Source organism: Uniformispora flossi (genome assembly GCF_049534875.1).
In the GTDB taxonomy this organism is placed as follows: Bacteria; Actinomycetota; Actinomycetes; order Streptomycetales; family Streptomycetaceae; genus Yinghuangia; species Yinghuangia aomiensis.
Window position 1 is genome coordinate 65,951 of record NZ_JBMULZ010000026.1, and the last position, 18,059, is coordinate 84,009.

Below are 18,059 nucleotides of genomic sequence, written 5' to 3' on the forward strand. Positions count from 1 at the left end.
GCTTCTGTGTTGTATATGCCCCCGCGGTCGCGCCGCGGGGGGGGGGCCCCCCCCCGGGGCCGCGGGGCGGCGGCACGCCGCTGTCGCGGAGCGTGCCGCCGCCCGGCGGTGTTCACCCTGGCAGGCCTACGCGTCAGGACTCGTCCGAGCTGTTGTCGGTGAGCGAGTCGCGCATCCCCCGGACCTGGTCGCGGGCGTTCTCGGCGGTTTCCTTGACCTCGCCCTTGGCCTGGTCGGTCCGGCCTTCGGACTCCTGCCGCTTGTCGCCGGTGACCTTCCCGGCAACCTCCTTGGCCTTGCCCTTGAGCTTGTCCATCGCGCTGTCGCCGCTCATGGCGGAACTCCTCGGATCGGATCGTCGACTGCGGGCCGCCGGATCGGGTGGCCCTCGTCCTACCCTGCGGCCTCGGGCACCGGCCCGCCTCCGGGCCGGGCAGCGGATTGCGCCGGACGGCGCAATCGAAATCCGGGTCGTACCCGGCACGCATGCCGGCGTCCCAGCCGGGCAGCCGCCCCAGCATGAACGTCGACGCAATCCCGAACGGCCTCGAGCACGCGGAGATTCTTGACCGACCCGCGGAAATCCTGCGCAACGCCTTGGCACACATACCGGACGGCGCCGTGCAGGACGCGTTGCACGGTGTGCCCATCGGCCACCCCGTGCATCCGCTGCTGGTGCAGGTGCCCATCGGCACGTGGGTGTCCGCGACCGTCCTCGACTTCATCCCGGGAACCGGCCCGGCGGCGACCGCCCTGATCGCCACAGGCCTGGCGGCTGCCGCACCCACCGCCGCGGCCGGGGCCGCGGACTGGGCGGCCACCCGCCCGAAGCAGCAGCGCGTCGGCCTCGTCCACGCGGCCTGCAACATCGCGGCGGTCGGGCTGTACGGCGCATCGCTGGCGGCCCGGATCCGCGGACGGCACGGACAAGGCCGCGCCTTGGCGCTCGCCGGACTGACCGCGGTCGGCGTCGGCGGCTTCCTCGGCGGTCACCTGTCGTACCGCCAGGCGACCGGAGCCAACCACGCCGACGGCGTCGCCGCAGCCGACGACGGCGAGTGGCACGGCCTCGGGGCGCTGTCGGACTTCGACGAAGGGCAGCCGACGATGCGCATGCTCGGGGAAACCCCGCTGGTCGTCATTCGGCACGGCGCCGACGCCGACGTCCTCGCCGGGCGATGCTCGCACTTGTCCGGGCCGCTGTGGGACGGCGAGGCGGCGGACGGCTGCCTGACCTGCCCGTGGCACGGCAGTGTGTTCGACGCGGCCGACGGCCACGTGGTGCACGGCCCCGCGACGGCGCCCCAGCCGGCCTACGACACCCGCATCGACGACGGGAATCTCCGCGTCCGACTCCGGGACGCCTGACGACGTGGCCGCCGAGCGCGGCGAAGGGAGCATCCGTGAACACCGCGAAGATCGTGTACCGGCCCGTCGGGTTGCTGCTCGGCGCGCTGAGCGGCATGGCGGCGGGCGCGCTGTTCAGGCAGGCGTGGAAGGCCGTCGGCCGCGACGAGGACGCGCCGGACCCCACCGACGAGGACCGGCGCTGGCGCGAAGTGCTCGTCGCGGCGGCGCTGCAGGGGGCCATCTTCGGTGCCATCAAGGCCGCCGCCGACCGCGGCGGGGCGGCGGCCTTCCGCCGCATGACCGGGACCTGGCCCGCCTGATTCGCCTCCGGGTGCCGGCGGGTCCGGGCTCAGCCGCGCAGCGTCGTCGACGGCGGGACGCCGTAGCGCCGGCGGTACGCGGCCGCGAAGCGGCCCTGGTGGGTGAACCCCCAGCGCAGTGCGACGTCCGTGACCGTGGAGGCCGCGGGGTCCGCACCCCGCAGATCGTCGTGGGCGCGGGCCAGGCGCACCTGCCGGAGGTACGCCAGCGGCGTGGTGTCGGCGTGCCGCGCGAACGCGTACTGCACGGCGCGCGGCGTCACGGGGACGGACGCCGCGATGTCGGCGAGCGCGATGTCGAGATGGGCGTGCGCCTCGATGAAGGCGATGGCGGTGCGGACCGTGCGATTGTCGGCGTCCAGGCTGTCGGACGCAGTCTCGTCCCCCAGGCTGTTCGGCATCGAGGCCAGTGCCACGGCGGCGAAGTGGCGGGCCGCCGTGGCGACCGCCAGCGGACTGCCGCCGACCACGTCGTCCGTGAGTACGTGGTCGCGCAGGTAGGCCACGGCCGCGCCCAGCGCCCGGTTCGCCTGCGGAGCGATCGCCCGCTGTCCGGTCAACCGGACGTCGCCCGGCGTCCCGCCGCCGGTGGCGGCGACCTCGCCGAGGAGCGCCGGGTCGAACATGGTGATCGTGTAGCGGGCGGAACGGACTTCGCCCTGGTACGGGCGGTCGAACGGGGCGATCATGAACGTTTCGCCGGCGCCGAACACTTCGTACGCTCCGTCGGTGCTGTCGACGAAGCTGCCTTCGTGCACGGTCACGAGGCAGACCTGGTTCAGGCACCCGGCGTCGTACGCCATCGTGTAGTCGAACGAGAGCCGGTCGACCATCAGCCGGTCCGCGGCATGGCGCACGATCCGCGCGCGCGAGTGCTCCGGTCGTCCGCCGATGCTCATGGGGGTGTAGGCCGAGGACAGGAACTCCTCGGTCTCGGCAAGGTCCGAACTGCTGAACGAAAGCGTCTGCATCATTCCTCCGCGGTGTCTCGTTCGCGGGCGTACGAGGGTTCCCGCGGCTGCCACGGGCCCGCCGCCGCGCCGTACGCGGCGGCGGGCTCCCGGGCGCGTGCTTCCGTGCCGAGATCGGCGCGGATCCCGAGGGCTTCCGCGACCGGGCGGCCGCCATCGGCCGGGTGCCGCAGCGCCGTCCCGGGGATGACCCGGTAGGTCGTGCGGCGGCCGGTGCGGGTGCGCGAGAGGTAACCCGATTGCTCCAACTCGGCGAGGATGTGCTGGACCGTGCGCTCGGTGAGCAGGCACGCCGACGCGATGTCGCGCACGCGCATCTCGGGGTCGCGGGCGACGGCGGTGAGAACACGGGCATGGTTCGTCAGGAAGGTCCATCCCGCGCCGCGTGCGTCGTTCATGACCCCATCATGCCGGAGGACAGCTGCGGTGTGATGCATGAATTGTGTTTCGTTATTTGTCTTGCCGCGCAATCCCGCTGCTCACATGCTGGGAGCACCGCAAGCTTTGCACGCCTCTATCCGCACAGGAACGGACTGGATTGGACTGAATTGGGCTGAATGAGACCGGGGCGGACCGGAGTGGACCGGGGTGGACCCAAGGAGACCGAGGCCCCGTGCCCGGTGCCGCCGTGCCCGGCGCCGCCGCGCCCGGCACGGTGTGCCCGCGTCTGCCGCCGTCCTCCGCTCACGAACGACCGGCAGCGCCTCGACCCGGGCGACGTTCGTTTCGCGGATAGCCGCGCCCTTCGTTCGGCACCACCCGATGCCGTCCGTTTCACGATCAACCCCACGACGCCCCGGAAAGGAACCCGTGGTGACGCCGTCCCACCCGCTCCCGGTCGACCCGATCGCCGACTTCGCACCGCACGGCTCGGCAGACCTGACGGCGGCCGATCTCCACGATGCCCTGATCGGTGCCGTCTACCCGGCGCGTCCCGCCGAACTGGCCGCCCTCGCGGTCCGCAATCACGCGGCGCCCCGGCTCGCCGAAGCGCTCGCCGCCCTGCCGGACCGCCCGATCGTCGGGCCGAACCAGCTCCGCGTCACGATCCTCGGCCCGGACGCGTGACAACGGGATCGGGGTTCTTCGGCGGTCGGCGTTCGGCACCTGGTCGTCTTTCGGGAGGGACAACACCGGTGGCCTAGCGGCACGCGTCCCCGCTTGCGGTGGCCTGCCGCGCCGGAATCATGGGTCGGGGGGAGACACCGGGGGCCCGAGCCCTGATATGGGCGTCAGCACGCACTTGGAGTACACATGGCGCAGCATCCGCCGCCCGTCACGCCGTACTTGGAGCCTGCCGCACGGCAGTTGGCCGAGGCCACGGACCCGCACCCGCGGATCTACGAGGTGCCGCCCGAGCAGGGCCGCGACATCCTCGCCGGTCTGCAGAGCGGCGAGGGCGTCCCCCGCCCGGAGGTGGACGAGGAGTGGGTGGAGGTCGACGCCGGAAAGTGGGGGAAGGTGCGGACGCGCATCATCCGCCCGAAGGGCGCGACGGGCGCGCTCCCCGTGGTGGTCTACATCCACGGTGCCGGCTGGGTCTTCGGTGACGACAAGACACACGACCGGTTGTTCCGGGAGCTGGTCGTCGGGGCCGGCGCCGCGGGCGTGTTCCCGGTGTACGACCGGGCGCCGGAAGCGAAGTACCCCACCCAGGTGGAGCAGAACTACGCCGTCGGCCAGTGGGTCCGCAAGAACGGCGCCGACCACGGCCTGGACACCTCGCGGGTGGCGGTGACGGGGGAGTCGGTCGGCGGATGCATGTCGGCGGTCTTCGCCCTCATGAACAAGGAGCGCGAGGACGGCATCGACCTGAAGGCCCAGGTGCTGCTGTACCCGGTGGCGGACGCGGACTTCGACACGCCGTCGTACCTGCAGTTCGCGGAGGGTTACTACCTCACCCGCGACGGCATGAAGTGGTTCTGGGACGCGTACACCACCGACCCGGCCGAGCGTAAGCAGCACTACGCCTCCCCGCTCCGGGCCTCCCTCGACCAGCTCCGGGGGCTGCCGACGACGTTGGTCATCACCGACGAGGCGGACGTCCTGCGCGACGAGGGCGAGATGTACGCCAACAAGCTCCGCGAGGCGGGTGTCGACGTCACCTCGGTCCGGGTGGCCGGCATGGTCCACGACTTCCTGCTGCTGGACAGCCTGCGCGACACCCGCGCCGCGAACGTCGCGCGCCACCTGGCGATCGAGGCTCTGCGCACGGCACTCCACGACAACTGAGCCGCGCCCTGCCGCCTGCTGCCGCCCGCCCGGGATCCGGGCGGGCGGCAGCAGTTCGTGGTGGCGGATCCGCGGATCGCCATGCCCGTTTCCGGGGCGCCGCCGCCCCCTCAGCCTCCATCACAGTGTTCCGACTGTGGAACGCATATTCCAACTTTGGCATCCGTTGGTCTTGTTTTCTTGTCACAGGCAAGCATCATGGGCTGCGGCGGCGCGCTGCCGCTTCACCCCCATGAACCAGGAGCCACCGATGGCCTTGCGGCCCGCTTTCTCCAGAGGCCACGTCGATTCGGGACGCCGCGCGGCGCGCCGGACACGTGGCCTGCCCGCCATTGCGGCCGCGGTCGTTCTCGCTCTCGGGGCCGCCGGATGCGGCGGCGGCTCGAAGGCGGCGGACAGCGGTGCGTCGGACGCGCCTGCCCGGCAGGGCGGCAAGATCAGCATCCCGCTCCCCGTCGACTCCCGGTCGCTGGACCCGTTCGTCGCGTCGTACACGGCGACCGCGGACGGCAGCCGCATGGCCGCGCTGTACGACTTCCTCATGACGCTCGACCCGAAGACCGGGGAAGTCCGGCCGCGCATCGCCGAGAGCCTCAAGCCCGACGCCGCCGGCAAGGTCTGGACGCTCAAGATCCGCCCCGGCGTGGCATTCACGGACGGCACGCCCTACGACGCGGCCGCGGTCAAGGCCAACTGGGACGCGCACGCCGACCCGGCGATGAAGTCCCTGCGGCGGGGCCTCGTCGCGGGTGTCACCACCGAGGTCGCGGGCCCGCTCGAACTGCGGATCACGCTGGCGACGCCGAACCTGAGCTTCGACCGCACCGTCGCCTACGGCCTGTCCTTCATCGCCTCCCCGACCGCGTTCCGCGCAGACCCGGCGGGCTTCGGCGCGAAGCCGGTGGGGGCGGGCCCGTTCAAGCTCAAGGAGTGGGTGCGCGGCGACCACCAGACGATGGTCCGCAACACCGCGTACTGGCAGCAGGGCCTGCCGCACCTCGACGAGGTGACGTTCAAGACCATGGCCGACAACCAGCAGATCCTCAATACCATCACCTCGGGCCAGGCGGACCTGACGGTGACCTCGGACGGCCAGGCCGGCGCGGACGCCAAGGCCAAGAAGCTCAGCGTTCAGACGCAGCAGGTGGACGGCGGGCAGTTCCTCCTCTTCAACGTGAAGCGGGCGCCGTTCGACGACCCGCGCGCACGCCGCGCGATCGCCCTCGCCATGGACCCCGGGGCCATGATGAAGACCCTGTTCAACGGCGAAGTCAAGGCCGCCCCGGGCATGTTCCGGGAGAACTCGGCGCTGATCGATCCGTCGGTGGCCCAGCAGCCCTCGTACAACCAGGCCGAGGCGCAGCGGCTGTTCAACGAGCTGGCGGCCGAGGGCAAGCCGGTGAACTTCACCTTCCTGACGCAGCAGCACGCCACCGCGCGCAAGACGGCCGAGTACATGCAGAGCCGCATCAACCAGTACGCCAACGCGCACATGGAGATCGAGGCGATCGAGGTCGGCGCCTACATCACCAAGGGCCTCGTCAACCGGGACTTCCAGGCGCAGAACTACGGCATGTGGCAGGCGGACCCGGACCCCGCGTTCGACACGCTGCTGCGCTCGACCAGTGCGTCGAACTACGGCGGCTACGCGAACCCGGCCGTCGACCGCGCCCTCGACGCCGCCCGCGCGGCCACCACGCCGGAGGCCCGCAAGCAGGCGTACACCGACCTCGTCCGCGAGACCGGCAAGGACCTCCCGCTGTGGGTCTGGCAGGAAGCGACCACCTCGACGGTGGCCCGGACCGGCATCACCGGAGTCTCCCTCGTCAGCGAGGGCCAGTTGCTGATGGATCAGATCGCCCTCACCGGCTGAGCAGCCGTCGGATATCGGCAGCCGTCGGATATCGCCGAAGCGCCCGCCGCCCGGTGCACGTTCCCGGTTCGGCGGCGTGGCGCGACAACGTAGGAGAGAGGAGATCCCGTGGCGCGGGACAGCGGCAGGCTGGCGGGCAAAGTGGCCCTGATCACCGGTGCGGCGAAGGGGCAAGGAGCGGCGCACGCACGGCGCTTCGCCGCCGAGGGAGCGCGGGTCGTCCTCGCCGACGTGCTGGACGGGGAGGGCGGGAACGTCGCCGAGGCGATCGGTGCCGACGCCGTCTACACCCGCCTGGACGTCCGCAGCGACACCGACTGGACGGCGGCCGTCCAGCTCGCGACGGACCGGTTCGGCCGGCTCGACGTGCTCGTCAACAACGCGGGCGTCAACCACTTCGCGTCGATCGCCGACACGACCACCGCCGACTTCATGCGGGTGGTCGAGATCAACCTGCTCGGCTGCTTCCTCGGCATCCGGACCGCCGCACCGGCCATCGCCGCGGCCGGCGGCGGGTCGATCGTCAACGTGTCCTCGATGAACGGACTCGTCGGCGCCGCGTACACCAGCGCCTACGTCGCCACCAAGTTCGCGATCCGCGGCCTCACCAAGGCGGCGGCCATCGAACTGGGCCCGCAGGGCATCCGGGTCAACTCGATGCACCCCGGAGCCGTCGACACCGACATGGCCCGGTCCGGGCTCGACATGGCACGGCAGTCCGGCCTGGACCCCATGGCCAAACTGCCGCTCGGCCGCATCGGGACCGTCGAAGAGGCCGCCGGCCTCGCGCTCTTCCTCGCCTCGGACGAGTCGTCGTACTCCACCGGCTCGGAGTTCGTCTTCGACGGCGGCTGGACCGCGGGCGCGTGAGACGCGCCTGACCACGGGACGGCGCCGCACCTGACCGGCGCCTCCACCTCCTGGTATGGGATCCTTCCGGCGCGCCGTCCGCCGCCGCACCGCGGCACGGATGGCGCGCCGGCCACCGGTACCGACAGAAAAGCAGGAGGAGGCACACGATGCCCGAGCGCCGTTCCCCGCCGACCGAACGGGTCACCCAGGTCCTCAACCTCCTGGCCGAGCATGCGGGCGCGCCCCTCCCGCTGGCCGTCATCGCCGAGCGCCTCGACCTCAGCAAGCCCACCTGCCTGGGCATCCTGACCACCCTGACGGAGACCGGGTTCGCCCACCGGACCGAGGGCAAGACCTACCGCCTGGGCCCCGCGCTCACCCGCATCGGCCGGGCGGCCGAGGGCAGCATCGCGCCACTCGACGTGTTGGTCCCGTTCCTCCATACCCTGCACAAGGACCTCGGACTGGGCTGCCTGCTGACCACGCTCCGGGACGGCGACCTCGTCGTCGTCGGCCGCGTGGGCGCCATCACCGTCGGCGGTCCGCGGGACCTGGTCGGCGAGCGCTTCCCGGCCGTCCCGCCCCTCGGCCTGCCGGAACTGCTGTGGAGCAGCGACCAGGTCGTGGACTCCTGGCTGGACCAGCCGCCGCTGCTCCCCGTCGCCGCACGGCGCAGCACACTGCGCCGCATCGTGCGGGAAGCCCGCGCGTCCGGCTTCCTCATCGAACGCCTCACCGAGGCCCCCGCCGCCCGCAACGACGTTCTGGCCGACCTGGTCACCTCGGGCATGTCGGAGGCCGTCATCACCACGCTCCGCCGCTACCTCCCGGATGTCGACTGGGCGGAGTTCACCGCGTCGGTCCCCGAAGGAACCACCGACGTGGGCACCATCCACGCCCCGGTCCACGACCACCACGGCAATCAGCGCTACACCATCTCCGTGGTCGCCAGCCGCCGCCGCGTGCCCGCCCGCACGTGCGCGACCTGGACCCGCACCATCGCCGACCGGGCCCGCGAGGCGTCGGCGGCGATCGGCGGGCAGAGCCCCTGGGAACGATGACCCGGTCGCGGCGGGCACGGCGGGCGCCCGAGCGGCGCGGTCCGGCGAGGTCGATTGCGTCGGCGGCGCCGGTCACGCCCGAGACGAGGGTGTGCGTGACTCGGCAGGGCGCGGGAAGCGTCGTGGTGGGGCCGCGGACCCGCCGCGGCAGCCGCGAACAACCGGGAGGCGAACCCACGGCCATGGCACCCACCGCAGATGTCATCGCGGACTTCATCGACGACCACCGCAGGGCCGACCGGCTCTTGATCCGGATCAAGGCGCTGCCGTGGGGGGATCCCCGTCGCCGACGCCTCATCGGCGAGGCGATCGTCGTTCTGAGCCGTCATGCCGGCGCCGAGGCCCGGTTCCTGGATCCCCTGCTGCGGTTGCGGGTGGACGAAGGCGCCGACCTCGCCGGCCGCGAGCAGACCGACCGGACGCGCCTCGATCGTTTGCTGAGGGACCTCTCCTCCGCGCGCGGCTCCGGCCCGCAGGCCGACACGCTCGTCACCCGGGTGCTGTTCGACTTCAGGGACCACGCCCGGCGGCAGGAGCACGTGCTCTTCCCCGCGCTCCGCGGGGCGGCTTCCGCCGCGGACTTGGATCGCGTCGCCGCGCAGTTGCGCGCCGCCCGCCGGGTGACGCAGCGCCCGAGCGGCGTTCAGCTCGAAGAGCCGTCCCCGGCCGACCGCCTCATCCCGTCGGGGACTCCCGACGCGGCGAACCCGGCGACCAGGCCCGCGCACCCCGGCCGCTCGCGCAGCGACTTGCCGCATCGGCGCGACCCTCGGACCCGGCAGGGAAAGAAGTCGCCGAACTCGGCACATTAAGAAGCGATTTGCGGGCACTGCGTAGTTATGATTCCTATTATCCTGGTTCTCTTGCTGGCGCTCGTCCTCTTCGGCGCAGGGTTCGCACTGAAGGCCCTGTGGTGGATAGCAATCATCGTTCTGGTCTTCTGGCTGCTCGGATTCCTGTTCCGCAGCACCGGAACGGGCGGTCGGCGCGGGCGCTGGTACCGCTGGTAGTTCATGTGCGCATTGCCCGACATGCGCATGTGCCCGACGTCGTTTCGTGGCTTCCCGGTCGTCCCGGGACGTCTGCCGAGTCCCGTGCGGGTGTGGCCCCGCCTGATGCGGGTAGCGGCTGCTGACGAGCCCCGATCGCCGGGCGCTCCGGTCTTGAGGAGGCGCATATGCTGATGGCCCACCCGGCGGTTCTGGCGAAGTTGGTCGCGGACTACGACGTGCTGGCGCTCTTGGGCGCCGAGCAGAGCACGCCCGAAGTGCAGCGCCGCATGGACGACTTGGCCTACACCCTGTGTGTGTCCACCGGCACCTCCGACGTCGACGCCGCGCTGGTCGCCGCACGCCACCGGCTGCCCGGCGCGCAACCCGGAGACGATTCCCTGCTGACCGCCTGATCCCTGATCGGGGCCGCGAGGCCCGCTCGAACGCTGCCGGGGTGGTGACGCGTACTCGCGCCACCTCCCCGGCAGCCACGTGTGTGCGTGTAGGCGCGCATATGCCGCCCGGTTGGCGTCCTTTGCGAACGCGCGCAAGCTGGAGGGGTGGCTTGTGCGGCGAACCCGGAGGCGGAGATGGTCAACACCGCGGATCTGCGGGAATGGGTCGGCCACCACGTGGTCGACGCGAAGGGCAAGAAGATCGGCTCTCTGGAGGCGGTCTACGTGGACACCCGATCCGACGACCCGGCGATGGCGACCGTGACGACGGGGCACGGCGGCCGACGCCGACTGGTCTTCGTCCCGGTCCACGACGCGGTCGTCGGCCCGGACTACGTCGAGGTGCCCTTCTCGAAGCCGCAAGTGAAGTCGGCGCCCTCGATCGAGACCGACGGGGTGCTCGCCGCCGAAGACGAGCCGGGCATCTTCGGCTACTACGGTCTCCCGTACGAACCCGGCATGGACGGGGAGCGCCGGCTGGCCCGCCGCTGACGTCGGACGCGGACACTGTCGAGGAGGCCCCGTGGGATGGTTCTGGTTCCTGCTCCTGGTCGCCGTGGTCTGCGGCTTCATCGGCGTGCTGGCGAAGGGGCTGATCTGGCTCCTCGTCATCGGAGTCGTGATCTTCGTCGGCGTCCTCGTGGTCGCGGGACTGCGCTACCGCGGTCACTCGCCGCGGCGCGGACGTCCGTGACCTTAAGCGACATGGCGGTCACTCGTTGTCGTTCGACTCCGGTTCGGCCATGTGCCGGTGCAGTTGTGCTTTGACGCTGTCCGGGAGCACGCTCGCTGCCACCGCCTGTGCCTTCGGTTTGAGTGATCCGGCGACGACGCGTTCCTTGCCGTCCATGAGCGCTTCGTAGCCCTGCCGGGCGACTTCGGCCGCGTCGTCTTTCCGGCCCTGGCCGGCGGGCGTGTCGAGCATGTCGGCGCGTTCGAAGAAATCGGTGTCGGTCGGGCCGGGCATCAGGCAGGTCACGGTGACCCCGGTGCCCTTCAGCTCGTTGCGTACCGCCAGCGCGAAGGACTGCACGAACGACTTGGACGCGCTGTAGACGGCCTCGAACGAACCGGGCATCGTCGCCGCGATGGACGATGTGACCAGGATCTTCCCTACGCCGCGCTGCTTCATCTCGGTGAGGACGAGCTTCGCGAGGTGCACGGTCGAGGTGCAGTTCAGCGCGATGATGTCGAGTTCGTCACGCAGGTCGTTCTCGACGAACGGGCCGCCCTGGCCGACACCCGCGTTCAGCACGGCGACCGTCGGCACGCGGCGGTCCTCACACGCGGCCGCCCACAGGCGTTCGACACCGTCGTAGTTGCGCAGGTCCTCGCGCAGCGCCCGGACCGTCCCGCCGCCGAGGGCGGCGAGGCTCTCGGCCGCGCGGTCGATGCCGGCGTCCTCGGCGCAGATCAGCAGGTCCCAGTCGCGCAGGGCGAACTCCGCGGCCAGTTCGCGTCCGATTCCGCTGGATGCGCCGGTGACCAGGGCAAGGCCGGGCGTCGGTGGTTGCGTCTGGTTCATGGCCCCGCGGCTACCCGGAAGCACCATCGGCACACGGGGTGGACTTCGTATACGGGGTTGACCTTCGCGGCGCTGCTGCGGTCGACCTCTGGACCGGAACCGGCCGGGGGCGGGCTGCCGGAAACCTGCCCCGTGGCGGCGCACGGCGACGGGCCGCGGAGGAGCCGCTGCCGCTGGACTTGGCACGTCGACGTCGACGTCGAGCGGGACGGCGGCACGGTGCCGGTGCGCGTGGCCGGTGATCTGGATCAGGACAGCGCCCCGCGGCTGTGCCGGGTGGTGGAGCGGGTGGTGAGCGGGAGCTGTGCGCGGCTGCGCTGTATCGCCCGATATCGCAGCACCGGCCGAGGGATGGAGGAGCCGCCGCTCGCGGGTCACTCCGGCAGCAGCGGCCACAGGTGCAGGGCGAGGCGGACCTGGAGCTCGCGTCCCGCGTCCCGCCACTCGGGGCCGAGCAGGGCCGTGATGCGGTCGAGCCGCTGGGCGACCGTGTTGACGTGGATATGCAGGGTCTCGCCGGTGCGGGCCACGCTTCGCCCGGCGGCGAAGTAGGCCTCCGCGGTGCGGGTCAACTCCGTTCCCCGGGCGCGGTCGTAGGCGAGGAGCGGTCCCAAGGCGTCCTGTACGAAGCCGGGAACGTCCTTCGTGTTCGCCAGAAGCAGTCCCACGAAGCCGAGTTCGTCGGCTGCCGCGCCTTCGCCGCCGCGGCCGAGCGCGTACAGCGCGCCCAGGCAACGGCGTGCCTCGGTGTAGGCGGCGGCCGGAGCCGCCGCATCGGCGACGGGTCCCGCGGCACCGGCGGTGACCGGGCGTCCCAGGGCGGTTCCGATCTCGGTGGCCGTGCGCCGGGCGGCGGTGGTCGCCGCCATGCGGGGGAGCAGCAGCACGGTGTGGCCGTCGACCTCGCCCGCGAGGCCGCCCGCTGTCGCGGCCAAGTGCCCGGCGGCAGAGGCCAGTCGGCTCCGGTCGGCGCCGGGGGCATCCGCCACGACGACGGCGTGCGGCTGCGCCAGATCGGCGCCGAGCCGTGCGGCGCGGTCGGCGAGCGCCGCGGGGTCGCGCGCCGTCCCGGCGATCAGGTCGTGGACCAGCTCGCTCGCCTGCCGGTGCTCGGCTTCGGCGACCGACCGCCGGAACAGCAGCAGCAGCGCGACGATCATCGCCGCGCGCTCCAGAATCCGGGTGTCGGACGCCGCCGACGCCGCGTCGTCGGCACCGCGCCGGACGAGCAGGCCGAGCCGCTCGGTGCCCGCGACCACCGGGACGACGTCGACACCACCCGCCCGGGCGGCGCGCCCGGTGGCCGTCGCCTGTTCGTGTGCCGCGGCGAAATCGGCTTCTTCCGCTTGGATTTCGGCGGTATCGGGGGTCTCCCCGAGCAGCAGGACGACCTCGCCCGCGACGAGTTCGGCGACCGTCTCGACGACTTGGCCGACCCCGGAGCCGGCCAGCACCAGCCCGGTGAGCCGGTCGTGCGCCGCGGCCGCCCGCTCGACCGAATCGCCGTGCTGCCGGGAGCGTTCGTTGGCCTCGGCCAAGTCGGCGACGGCAGCCCGGGTGTCGGCGAGCAGCGCGGCGTTCCCGATGGCCACGGCCGCGTGTGCGGCCAGCGAAGCGAGCAGGGACACCTCGTGCGGGCCGAACACCCGGGTCCGCCGGTCGGACGCCCAAAGCACACCGATCACCCGGTCGCCGGCCAGGAGCGGCACCGCGAGCATGGCGACGAGGCCCTCGTCGCGGACGTCGTCGTCGAGGCCGCGGGTGCGCCGGAAGCTGTCGTCCGCGAAGTAGTCCGCGGTGGTGAACGGCGTCCCGCGGGCGGCGACGAGACCGCCGATGCCCTCTCCGGCGGCCATCCGCACCTGCCGGAAGCGCGGGGACACGACGCCCGCCGTCACCCGCAGGTAGGTGTCTCCGACGGCGGGGTCGTCGAGGGACAGGTAGGCGGTGTCCGTGGCGAGCAGCGACCGTGCGCGCTGCACGATCGCCCGCAGGATCTCGTCCTCGCCGCGCAGCGCCGCCAGATCGGCCGCGGTTTCGTTGAGGGCGGCCAGCTCCGCTTCGCGGCGGCGGCTCTCCCGGAGGACGTCGCGCAGCCGCAAGGCCGAGGCGTAGGCGGCGTCGGCCTCGGCGAGGATCGCCGCATCGGCGCCCGCGGCGCGCAGCCGGCCGACCGGGGCTGCCAGCTCGGCGGGGTCGGCCTCGCGCAGCAGCAGATCGAGCAGCCCGCGCACGGCGGCGACCGCGGTCAGCGTGTCCATGGTGTTGTCCATCGGGGGGTCTACGGCAGGCGACACCCTGCGGCGGCGCGGAAGTCCCGGCCGGCCGAACACCGCCGCCCCGGCCGCGTCAGGTTATGCGGCGCGGGAGCGGCAGAGCATAGGGATTCGCCACACACTTCGACGAGGGTATGTGTGTGTCCGGACCATATCCGACCCGGTCGGCGGTGCCTAGGGTCAGCCGACTATGGACAAGACATGGACTTCCGCCGCCGACGCGGTCGCCGACATCCCGGACGGGGCCACCGTCGCGGTCGGCGGATTCGGCCTCTGCGGCATCCCGCACGACCTGATCGACGCGCTGCTGGACGCGGGAGTCGGCGGGCTTCACGTGGTCTCCAACAACTGCGGTGTCGACGACGGCGGCTTGGGCGTGCTGCTCGCCGCCAAGCGCGTCGTCCGGACCACGTCGAGCTACGTGGGCGAGAACAAGGAGTTCGCCCGGCAGTACCTCGCCGGCGAACTGGAGGTGGAGCTGGTCCCGCAGGGCACGCTCGCCGAGCGGCTGCGGGCCGGCGGCTCCGGTATCCCCGCGTTCTACACGCCGGCGGGGGTCGGCACCGCGGTCGCCGAAGGCGGCCTGCCGTGGCGTTACGCCGCCGACGGGTCCGTCGCGGTGGCGTCGCCGGCCCGGGAGACCAGGGTGTTCGGCGGCGTCGAGTACGTCTTGGAGGAGTCCGTCCGCACCGATTTCGCGCTGGTGCGCGCAGCGGTGGGGGACACCGACGGCAATCTTGTCTTCCACGCCTCCGCCCGCAACTTCAATCCTCTGGTGGCGATGGCCGGGCGTATCACCGTCGCCGAGGTGGAGCGACTGGTCCCCGCGGGCGAACTGGACCCCGACGCGGTGCACCTGCCGGGGGTGTTCGTGCAGCGCGTGGTCGCCGTCGCCGACCCGGCGCACAAGCGCATCGAGAAGCGCACGACCGCCCCGTCCGCCACGTCCGCCCCGTCCGCCACGACCGCGACCACGACCGAGACCGGGAACTGACATGGCCCTCACCCGTGAAGAAATGGCCGCCCGCGCGGCCCGCGAACTGACCCCCGGCAGCTACGTCAACCTGGGCATCGGACTGCCGACCCTCATCCCCGACCACCTCCCGCCGGGCGCCGACGTCGTCCTGCAGAGCGAGAACGGCATCCTCGGCGTCGGCCCGTACCCGGCGGAGCCGTACGTCGACCCGGACCTGATCAACGCCGGCAAGGAGACCGTGACCGTCCGGGCCGGGGCGTCGTTCTTCGACTCCGCGCTGTCCTTCGCGATGATCCGCGGCGGGCACATCGACACCGCGGTGCTCGGCGGCATGCAGGTCTCGGCGGCCGGCGACCTGGCGAACTGGACGGTCCCCGGGCGCATGGTCAAGGGCATGGGCGGAGCCATGGACCTGGTGCACGGCGCGGGCCGGGTCATCGTGCTCATGGAGCACACCGCCAAGGACGGGACGCCCAAGATCGTCGAGCGCTGCACGCTGCCGCTCACCGGGCGCGGTGTCGTGCACCGCGTGATCACCGACCTCGCGGTCCTCGACGTCACCCCGACCGGCCTCGAACTCGTGGACACCGCCCCGGGCGTGACGCCGGAGCAGGTGATCGCCGCGACCGCGGCCGAGCTGCGCGTGGTGCTGTCGGTCTGACCGCCCTAGTCGGCCGGTTCGGCGCCGCCCTGGTCGAGCCGGAACGGCGGGTAGACGTCGGTCATCAACGCCGCATAGGCGGTGACTCTGAGTGTCCAGCGGTTCAGGCCCATCGCGAAGGCGAAGAGGCCGAGCGGGTAGCGCCGGGTGAACAGCAGGGCCACGCCCGCGATGAACACCAGCGCGGCCAGCAGGCCGGGCCCCTTCCAGAAGCCCGACGTGAAGGCCACGACGATGAGGTACTGCGGGATGGCGAGGAGCCACCACTTGACCAGCACCAGGCCGCGGGACAGGTGCTCGGGGTAGTCGACGTCCAGATGCGCGGGGTAGCCGGGTTCCTCGCCGAGGCTGAACGGCGGGTAGCGGTCGGTCCCCAGGGCGTTGTAGCTGTAGAAGACGACCCGCCAGGTCCACCGCAGGACGCCGAGGTTGAAGTCGAAGAGGGTCCGCGGATAGCGCTCGGTGAACAGGATGGCGAAGAACGCGACGATGGTGGCGAGCAGGAAGCCGATCCACAGGAACACGAGCACGATGGCGTGGGGGATGATCAGCAGCCACTTGACCAGCCACAGCCAGCGCGACAGGTCGGGCGCCAAGGCCCCTTCCAGGCGGGCCGGGGTTCTCGACCTCGCGGGAGTGGGGGCCGGACCGGCTTGGTCGGTGTCCATGGGGGCCTCCTGACCGCGAGGGCTCGACCGGTCGCTTGCTCTCGACCGGGCGTCAACCCTTGGTTCGAGCCTGCCCCCGGTCGGCCCTGCCTGCCAGCGGAGGACGGATCCCCGGCCACGGGGCAGTGCCGGGCCCGGCACTGCCCCGCCGCCCGGCGGGCTCGGCGGCCCCGGCGCGCACGGCGGCGCGCGGCGGCGGCCGCCGTTCAGCCGCCGTAGCGGCCGGTGTCCGCCGCGATCGTCGGCACGATCCGGGCCGCGCAGCGGGCCGCCACCGCGGAGACGGTGAGCGCCGGCGGCACTCCCGCCGACGAGCCGTGCAGCAGGGAACCGTCCACGACGTACAGATTGCGGTAGCCGTGCAGGCGGCCGGCGGTGTCGCAGGCGAGGCCGAGCGGGACACCGCCGACGGTGTTGCCGCTGGCGCCGGAGATGGTGAGCTCCGTGCGGGTGCCCGGGTTGGCCGCGTTCAGCTTGTCCAGGGTGGCGTGCATGGCGTCGGTCATGCGGCGCACGCGGGGGTCGTCGACCGGCCAGGTCATGCGGACTTCGCCGCTGTCGGCGTCGTAGCGGTAGCTGCCGGCCGGCGGGGAGGGGGATGCGCCGATGGCGGCGATGGCACCCACGCCGGGAGGCGCGTCGACCCACGGGAAGTTGAGCATCGCGGTCGGCGCGTGCGGGTTCTCCGTGTCGCGCACGAGGATCGCCGAAGGGCCGCCCTGGCCCGGGTTGTTCTCCGGCATGCCGGTGCGGATGGTGACCAGCTCGCTGTTGCCGATCATGCTGCCGACGGACGCGTCCAGGTCCGGGAGGGCGCCGGTTCCGCGGGCTCGGACGAGCATCCGGGTGGTGCCGAGCGAGCCGGCGGACAAGACGAGGTGCCGGGCGGTCAGGCTGCCGCGGCCGAGCACCCGGCCCGTCTCGTCGATCCGCTGGTACTCCACCCGGTAGCCGGCGCCGTCGGGGTGCACGCCGGTCACGTCGGTGAGCGTGCGGACGTCGACCCGCAGGGTCGCCTCGGCCCGGGCGAGCAGGGTGCGGTCCAGGCTGCGCTGGGCGCCGCTGTTGACGCCGAACAGGTTCAGGCCGAGGAGTTCGGCCATGACCCGGGTGCCGTCCGCCTCGCCGCGGATGGCGTCCCAGTCGACGGCGAGGGCGACCTTCTCCACACTGAGCCCGGCTTTGGCGGCCTGGTCGGCGAACGTGCGCGCGGACTCGTAGAAGGGCGACGCGTACAGCTCGTCCGGGATGGGGCTGCAGCCGATCAGCGAGCGCGCCTCGGGGTACCAGCGCTCGTGCATCTCGTCGTAGTCGAGGCTGTCGCCGAAGGCGTCGCGGAAGAGCCGGGGGAGCGGTTCGATCATCGTGCCGTTGCTGGTGAGGGACGCGCCGCCGTATCCGGCCGCGGCGAGCACGGTGGTCCCCTCGCCTTCGAAGGACTCCAGGATGCCCGTGTACTTGTCGAACACGGCCTCGCTCAACGGCGACTTCGTGTCGAGCCAGGCGGCCCGGCCGTCGGGGGCGACCTGGGTGGTGAACGTGTCGCCGGCCGGGGTGACGGGCCAGCGGCGTCCGCGCTCGATCAGCACGCACCGGACTCCCGCCTCGGCCAGCCGCAGCGCGGTGATCGCGCCGCCGTAGCCGCTTCCGACGATGACGACGTCGGCGCGTTCGTGTGTCGCTTCCACAGGGCCTCCCGGTTGTGCCGCCGCGGATGGGCGGGCGGGGCGGACGACGCGGTCCGCGGTGTCCCGTCGAGACTCGCCGGTGGGCATCGAGCCCGGCTGAAGCCCTGGTCCAGGGAGGGGGAGGCGCCGCGCGGCCGACCCCCCGCCCAGGGGGGCGGG

At 72.4% G+C, this 18,059-nt stretch carries 21 protein-coding genes; 14 read left to right on the forward strand and 7 right to left on the reverse strand.

Annotated elements, in window-relative coordinates; genetic code table 11:
• Positions 1 to 133: 133 nt before the first annotated feature.
• Positions 134 to 334, reverse strand: a complete 201-nt coding sequence (locus ACPA54_RS35535) for a CsbD family protein (RefSeq protein ID WP_423536158.1) — start codon at positions 332 to 334, stop codon at positions 134 to 136.
• Between the two features lie 185 nt (positions 335 to 519).
• Between ACPA54_RS35535 and ACPA54_RS35540 the strand changes: the two genes are divergently transcribed.
• Together ACPA54_RS35540 and ACPA54_RS35545 are read left to right on the forward strand one after the other, a co-directional pair.
• Complete coding sequence (locus tag ACPA54_RS35540; protein ID WP_423536160.1) at positions 520 to 1,368, forward strand: Rieske (2Fe-2S) protein; 849 nt, start codon at positions 520 to 522, stop codon at positions 1,366 to 1,368.
• Positions 1,369 to 1,403: 35 nt separating this feature from the next.
• The gene (locus tag ACPA54_RS35545; RefSeq protein ID WP_423536162.1) at positions 1,404 to 1,670 is read left to right on the forward strand and encodes a DUF4235 domain-containing protein; all 267 of its coding nucleotides are present in this window, start codon (positions 1,404 to 1,406) and stop codon (positions 1,668 to 1,670) included.
• Positions 1,671 to 1,699: 29 nt separating this feature from the next.
• Here the strand turns inward: ACPA54_RS35545 and ACPA54_RS35550 are convergent, their stop codons facing one another.
• On the reverse strand, positions 1,700 to 2,644 hold the full coding sequence (locus tag ACPA54_RS35550) for a helix-turn-helix transcriptional regulator (RefSeq protein ID WP_423536163.1): 945 nt from the start codon (positions 2,642 to 2,644) through the stop codon (positions 1,700 to 1,702).
• Positions 2,641 to 3,039, reverse strand: a complete 399-nt coding sequence (locus ACPA54_RS35555; protein WP_423536165.1) for a MarR family transcriptional regulator — start codon at positions 3,037 to 3,039, stop codon at positions 2,641 to 2,643. The genes ACPA54_RS35550 and ACPA54_RS35555 overlap by 4 nt, the downstream gene beginning before the upstream one ends.
• A 415-nt stretch (positions 3,040 to 3,454) precedes the next feature.
• Here ACPA54_RS35555 and ACPA54_RS35560 point away from each other — a divergent pair, with 415 nt between their 5' ends.
• The 10 genes from ACPA54_RS35560 (at position 3,455) to ACPA54_RS35605 (ending at position 10,800) form a co-directional block, all read left to right on the forward strand.
• Positions 3,455 to 3,709, forward strand: a complete 255-nt coding sequence (locus tag ACPA54_RS35560; protein ID WP_423536167.1) for a DUF2795 domain-containing protein — start codon at positions 3,455 to 3,457, stop codon at positions 3,707 to 3,709.
• A 186-nt stretch (positions 3,710 to 3,895) separates the two neighbouring features.
• On the forward strand, positions 3,896 to 4,873 hold the full coding sequence (locus ACPA54_RS35565) for an alpha/beta hydrolase (RefSeq protein ID WP_423536169.1): 978 nt from the start codon (positions 3,896 to 3,898) through the stop codon (positions 4,871 to 4,873).
• Between the two features lie 250 nt (positions 4,874 to 5,123).
• Positions 5,124 to 6,746 carry an ABC transporter substrate-binding protein gene (locus ACPA54_RS35570; RefSeq protein ID WP_423536171.1) on the forward strand — a complete coding sequence of 541 codons (1,623 nt, stop codon included), beginning with the start codon at positions 5,124 to 5,126 and terminating at the stop codon, positions 6,744 to 6,746.
• 108 nt (positions 6,747 to 6,854) lie between these two features.
• Positions 6,855 to 7,616 (forward strand): glucose 1-dehydrogenase, encoded by a 762-nt coding sequence (locus tag ACPA54_RS35575; RefSeq protein WP_423536173.1) that lies wholly within the window; start codon positions 6,855 to 6,857, stop codon positions 7,614 to 7,616.
• A gap of 149 nt (positions 7,617 to 7,765) precedes the next feature.
• Positions 7,766 to 8,659: a helix-turn-helix domain-containing protein gene (locus ACPA54_RS35580; protein WP_423536175.1), complete on the forward strand. Its 894-nt coding sequence runs from the start codon at positions 7,766 to 7,768 to the stop codon at positions 8,657 to 8,659.
• A 182-nt stretch (positions 8,660 to 8,841) separates the two neighbouring features.
• A complete protein-coding gene (locus ACPA54_RS35585) occupies positions 8,842 to 9,471 on the forward strand; it encodes a hemerythrin domain-containing protein (RefSeq protein WP_423536177.1) in 630 nt (209 codons plus the stop codon).
• Between the two features lie 27 nt (positions 9,472 to 9,498).
• Positions 9,499 to 9,669, forward strand: a complete 171-nt coding sequence (locus ACPA54_RS35590) for a DUF5670 family protein (protein ID WP_423536179.1) — start codon at positions 9,499 to 9,501, stop codon at positions 9,667 to 9,669.
• A 167-nt stretch (positions 9,670 to 9,836) separates the two neighbouring features.
• A complete protein-coding gene (locus ACPA54_RS35595) occupies positions 9,837 to 10,064 on the forward strand; it encodes a DUF5133 domain-containing protein (protein ID WP_423536181.1) in 228 nt (75 codons plus the stop codon).
• A gap of 147 nt (positions 10,065 to 10,211) precedes the next feature.
• Entirely contained in the window at positions 10,212 to 10,598 is a 387-nt protein-coding gene (locus ACPA54_RS35600) for a PRC-barrel domain-containing protein (RefSeq protein ID WP_423536182.1), read from the forward strand.
• A 31-nt stretch (positions 10,599 to 10,629) separates the two neighbouring features.
• A complete protein-coding gene (locus ACPA54_RS35605; RefSeq protein WP_423536184.1) occupies positions 10,630 to 10,800 on the forward strand; it encodes a hypothetical protein in 171 nt (56 codons plus the stop codon).
• An 18-nt stretch (positions 10,801 to 10,818) separates the two neighbouring features.
• Here ACPA54_RS35605 and ACPA54_RS35610 read toward each other — a convergent pair whose 3' ends face one another.
• The gene (locus tag ACPA54_RS35610; RefSeq protein WP_423536185.1) at positions 10,819 to 11,631 is read right to left on the reverse strand and encodes an SDR family NAD(P)-dependent oxidoreductase; all 813 of its coding nucleotides are present in this window, start codon (positions 11,629 to 11,631) and stop codon (positions 10,819 to 10,821) included.
• A gap of 374 nt (positions 11,632 to 12,005) precedes the next feature.
• Entirely contained in the window at positions 12,006 to 13,904 is a 1,899-nt protein-coding gene (locus tag ACPA54_RS35615; RefSeq protein ID WP_423536187.1) for a helix-turn-helix domain-containing protein, read from the reverse strand.
• Between the two features lie 193 nt (positions 13,905 to 14,097).
• Here ACPA54_RS35615 and ACPA54_RS35620 point away from each other — a divergent pair, with 193 nt between their 5' ends.
• Positions 14,098 to 14,901: a CoA transferase subunit A gene (locus tag ACPA54_RS35620; RefSeq protein ID WP_423536189.1), complete on the forward strand. Its 804-nt coding sequence runs from the start codon at positions 14,098 to 14,100 to the stop codon at positions 14,899 to 14,901.
• 1 nt (position 14,902) lies between these two features.
• On the forward strand, positions 14,903 to 15,544 hold the full coding sequence (locus tag ACPA54_RS35625) for a 3-oxoacid CoA-transferase subunit B (protein WP_423536191.1): 642 nt from the start codon (positions 14,903 to 14,905) through the stop codon (positions 15,542 to 15,544).
• Between the two features lie 5 nt (positions 15,545 to 15,549).
• Here ACPA54_RS35625 and ACPA54_RS35630 read toward each other — a convergent pair whose 3' ends face one another.
• Together ACPA54_RS35630 and ACPA54_RS35635 are read right to left on the reverse strand one after the other, a co-directional pair.
• Positions 15,550 to 16,212 (reverse strand): DUF4389 domain-containing protein, encoded by a 663-nt coding sequence (locus ACPA54_RS35630; protein WP_423536192.1) that lies wholly within the window; start codon positions 16,210 to 16,212, stop codon positions 15,550 to 15,552.
• 206 nt (positions 16,213 to 16,418) lie between these two features.
• Positions 16,419 to 17,900 carry an FAD-dependent monooxygenase gene (locus ACPA54_RS35635; protein WP_423536194.1) on the reverse strand — a complete coding sequence of 494 codons (1,482 nt, stop codon included), beginning with the start codon at positions 17,898 to 17,900 and terminating at the stop codon, positions 16,419 to 16,421.
• Positions 17,901 to 18,059 lie beyond the last annotated feature (159 nt).

Coding starts and splice junctions, on each gene's coding strand:
- ACPA54_RS35535 (WP_423536158.1), bottom strand. CDS start 334: ATGAGCGGCGACAGCGCGATGGACAAGCTCAAGGGCAAGGCCAAGGAG.
- ACPA54_RS35540 (WP_423536160.1), top strand. CDS start 520: ATGAACGTCGACGCAATCCCGAACGGCCTCGAGCACGCGGAGATTCTT.
- ACPA54_RS35550 (WP_423536163.1), bottom strand. CDS start 2,644: ATGATGCAGACGCTTTCGTTCAGCAGTTCGGACCTTGCCGAGACCGAG.
- ACPA54_RS35555 (WP_423536165.1), bottom strand. CDS start 3,039: ATGAACGACGCACGCGGCGCGGGATGGACCTTCCTGACGAACCATGCC.
- ACPA54_RS35565 (WP_423536169.1), top strand. CDS start 3,896: ATGGCGCAGCATCCGCCGCCCGTCACGCCGTACTTGGAGCCTGCCGCA.
- ACPA54_RS35570 (WP_423536171.1), top strand. CDS start 5,124: ATGGCCTTGCGGCCCGCTTTCTCCAGAGGCCACGTCGATTCGGGACGC.
- ACPA54_RS35580 (WP_423536175.1), top strand. CDS start 7,766: ATGCCCGAGCGCCGTTCCCCGCCGACCGAACGGGTCACCCAGGTCCTC.
- ACPA54_RS35585 (WP_423536177.1), top strand. CDS start 8,842: ATGGCACCCACCGCAGATGTCATCGCGGACTTCATCGACGACCACCGC.
- ACPA54_RS35590 (WP_423536179.1), top strand. CDS start 9,499: ATGATTCCTATTATCCTGGTTCTCTTGCTGGCGCTCGTCCTCTTCGGC.
- ACPA54_RS35595 (WP_423536181.1), top strand. CDS start 9,837: ATGCTGATGGCCCACCCGGCGGTTCTGGCGAAGTTGGTCGCGGACTAC.
- ACPA54_RS35610 (WP_423536185.1), bottom strand. CDS start 11,631: ATGAACCAGACGCAACCACCGACGCCCGGCCTTGCCCTGGTCACCGGC.
- ACPA54_RS35615 (WP_423536187.1), bottom strand. CDS start 13,904: ATGGACAACACCATGGACACGCTGACCGCGGTCGCCGCCGTGCGCGGG.
- ACPA54_RS35620 (WP_423536189.1), top strand. CDS start 14,098: ATGGACAAGACATGGACTTCCGCCGCCGACGCGGTCGCCGACATCCCG.
- ACPA54_RS35625 (WP_423536191.1), top strand. CDS start 14,903: ATGGCCCTCACCCGTGAAGAAATGGCCGCCCGCGCGGCCCGCGAACTG.
- ACPA54_RS35630 (WP_423536192.1), bottom strand. CDS start 16,212: ATGGACACCGACCAAGCCGGTCCGGCCCCCACTCCCGCGAGGTCGAGA.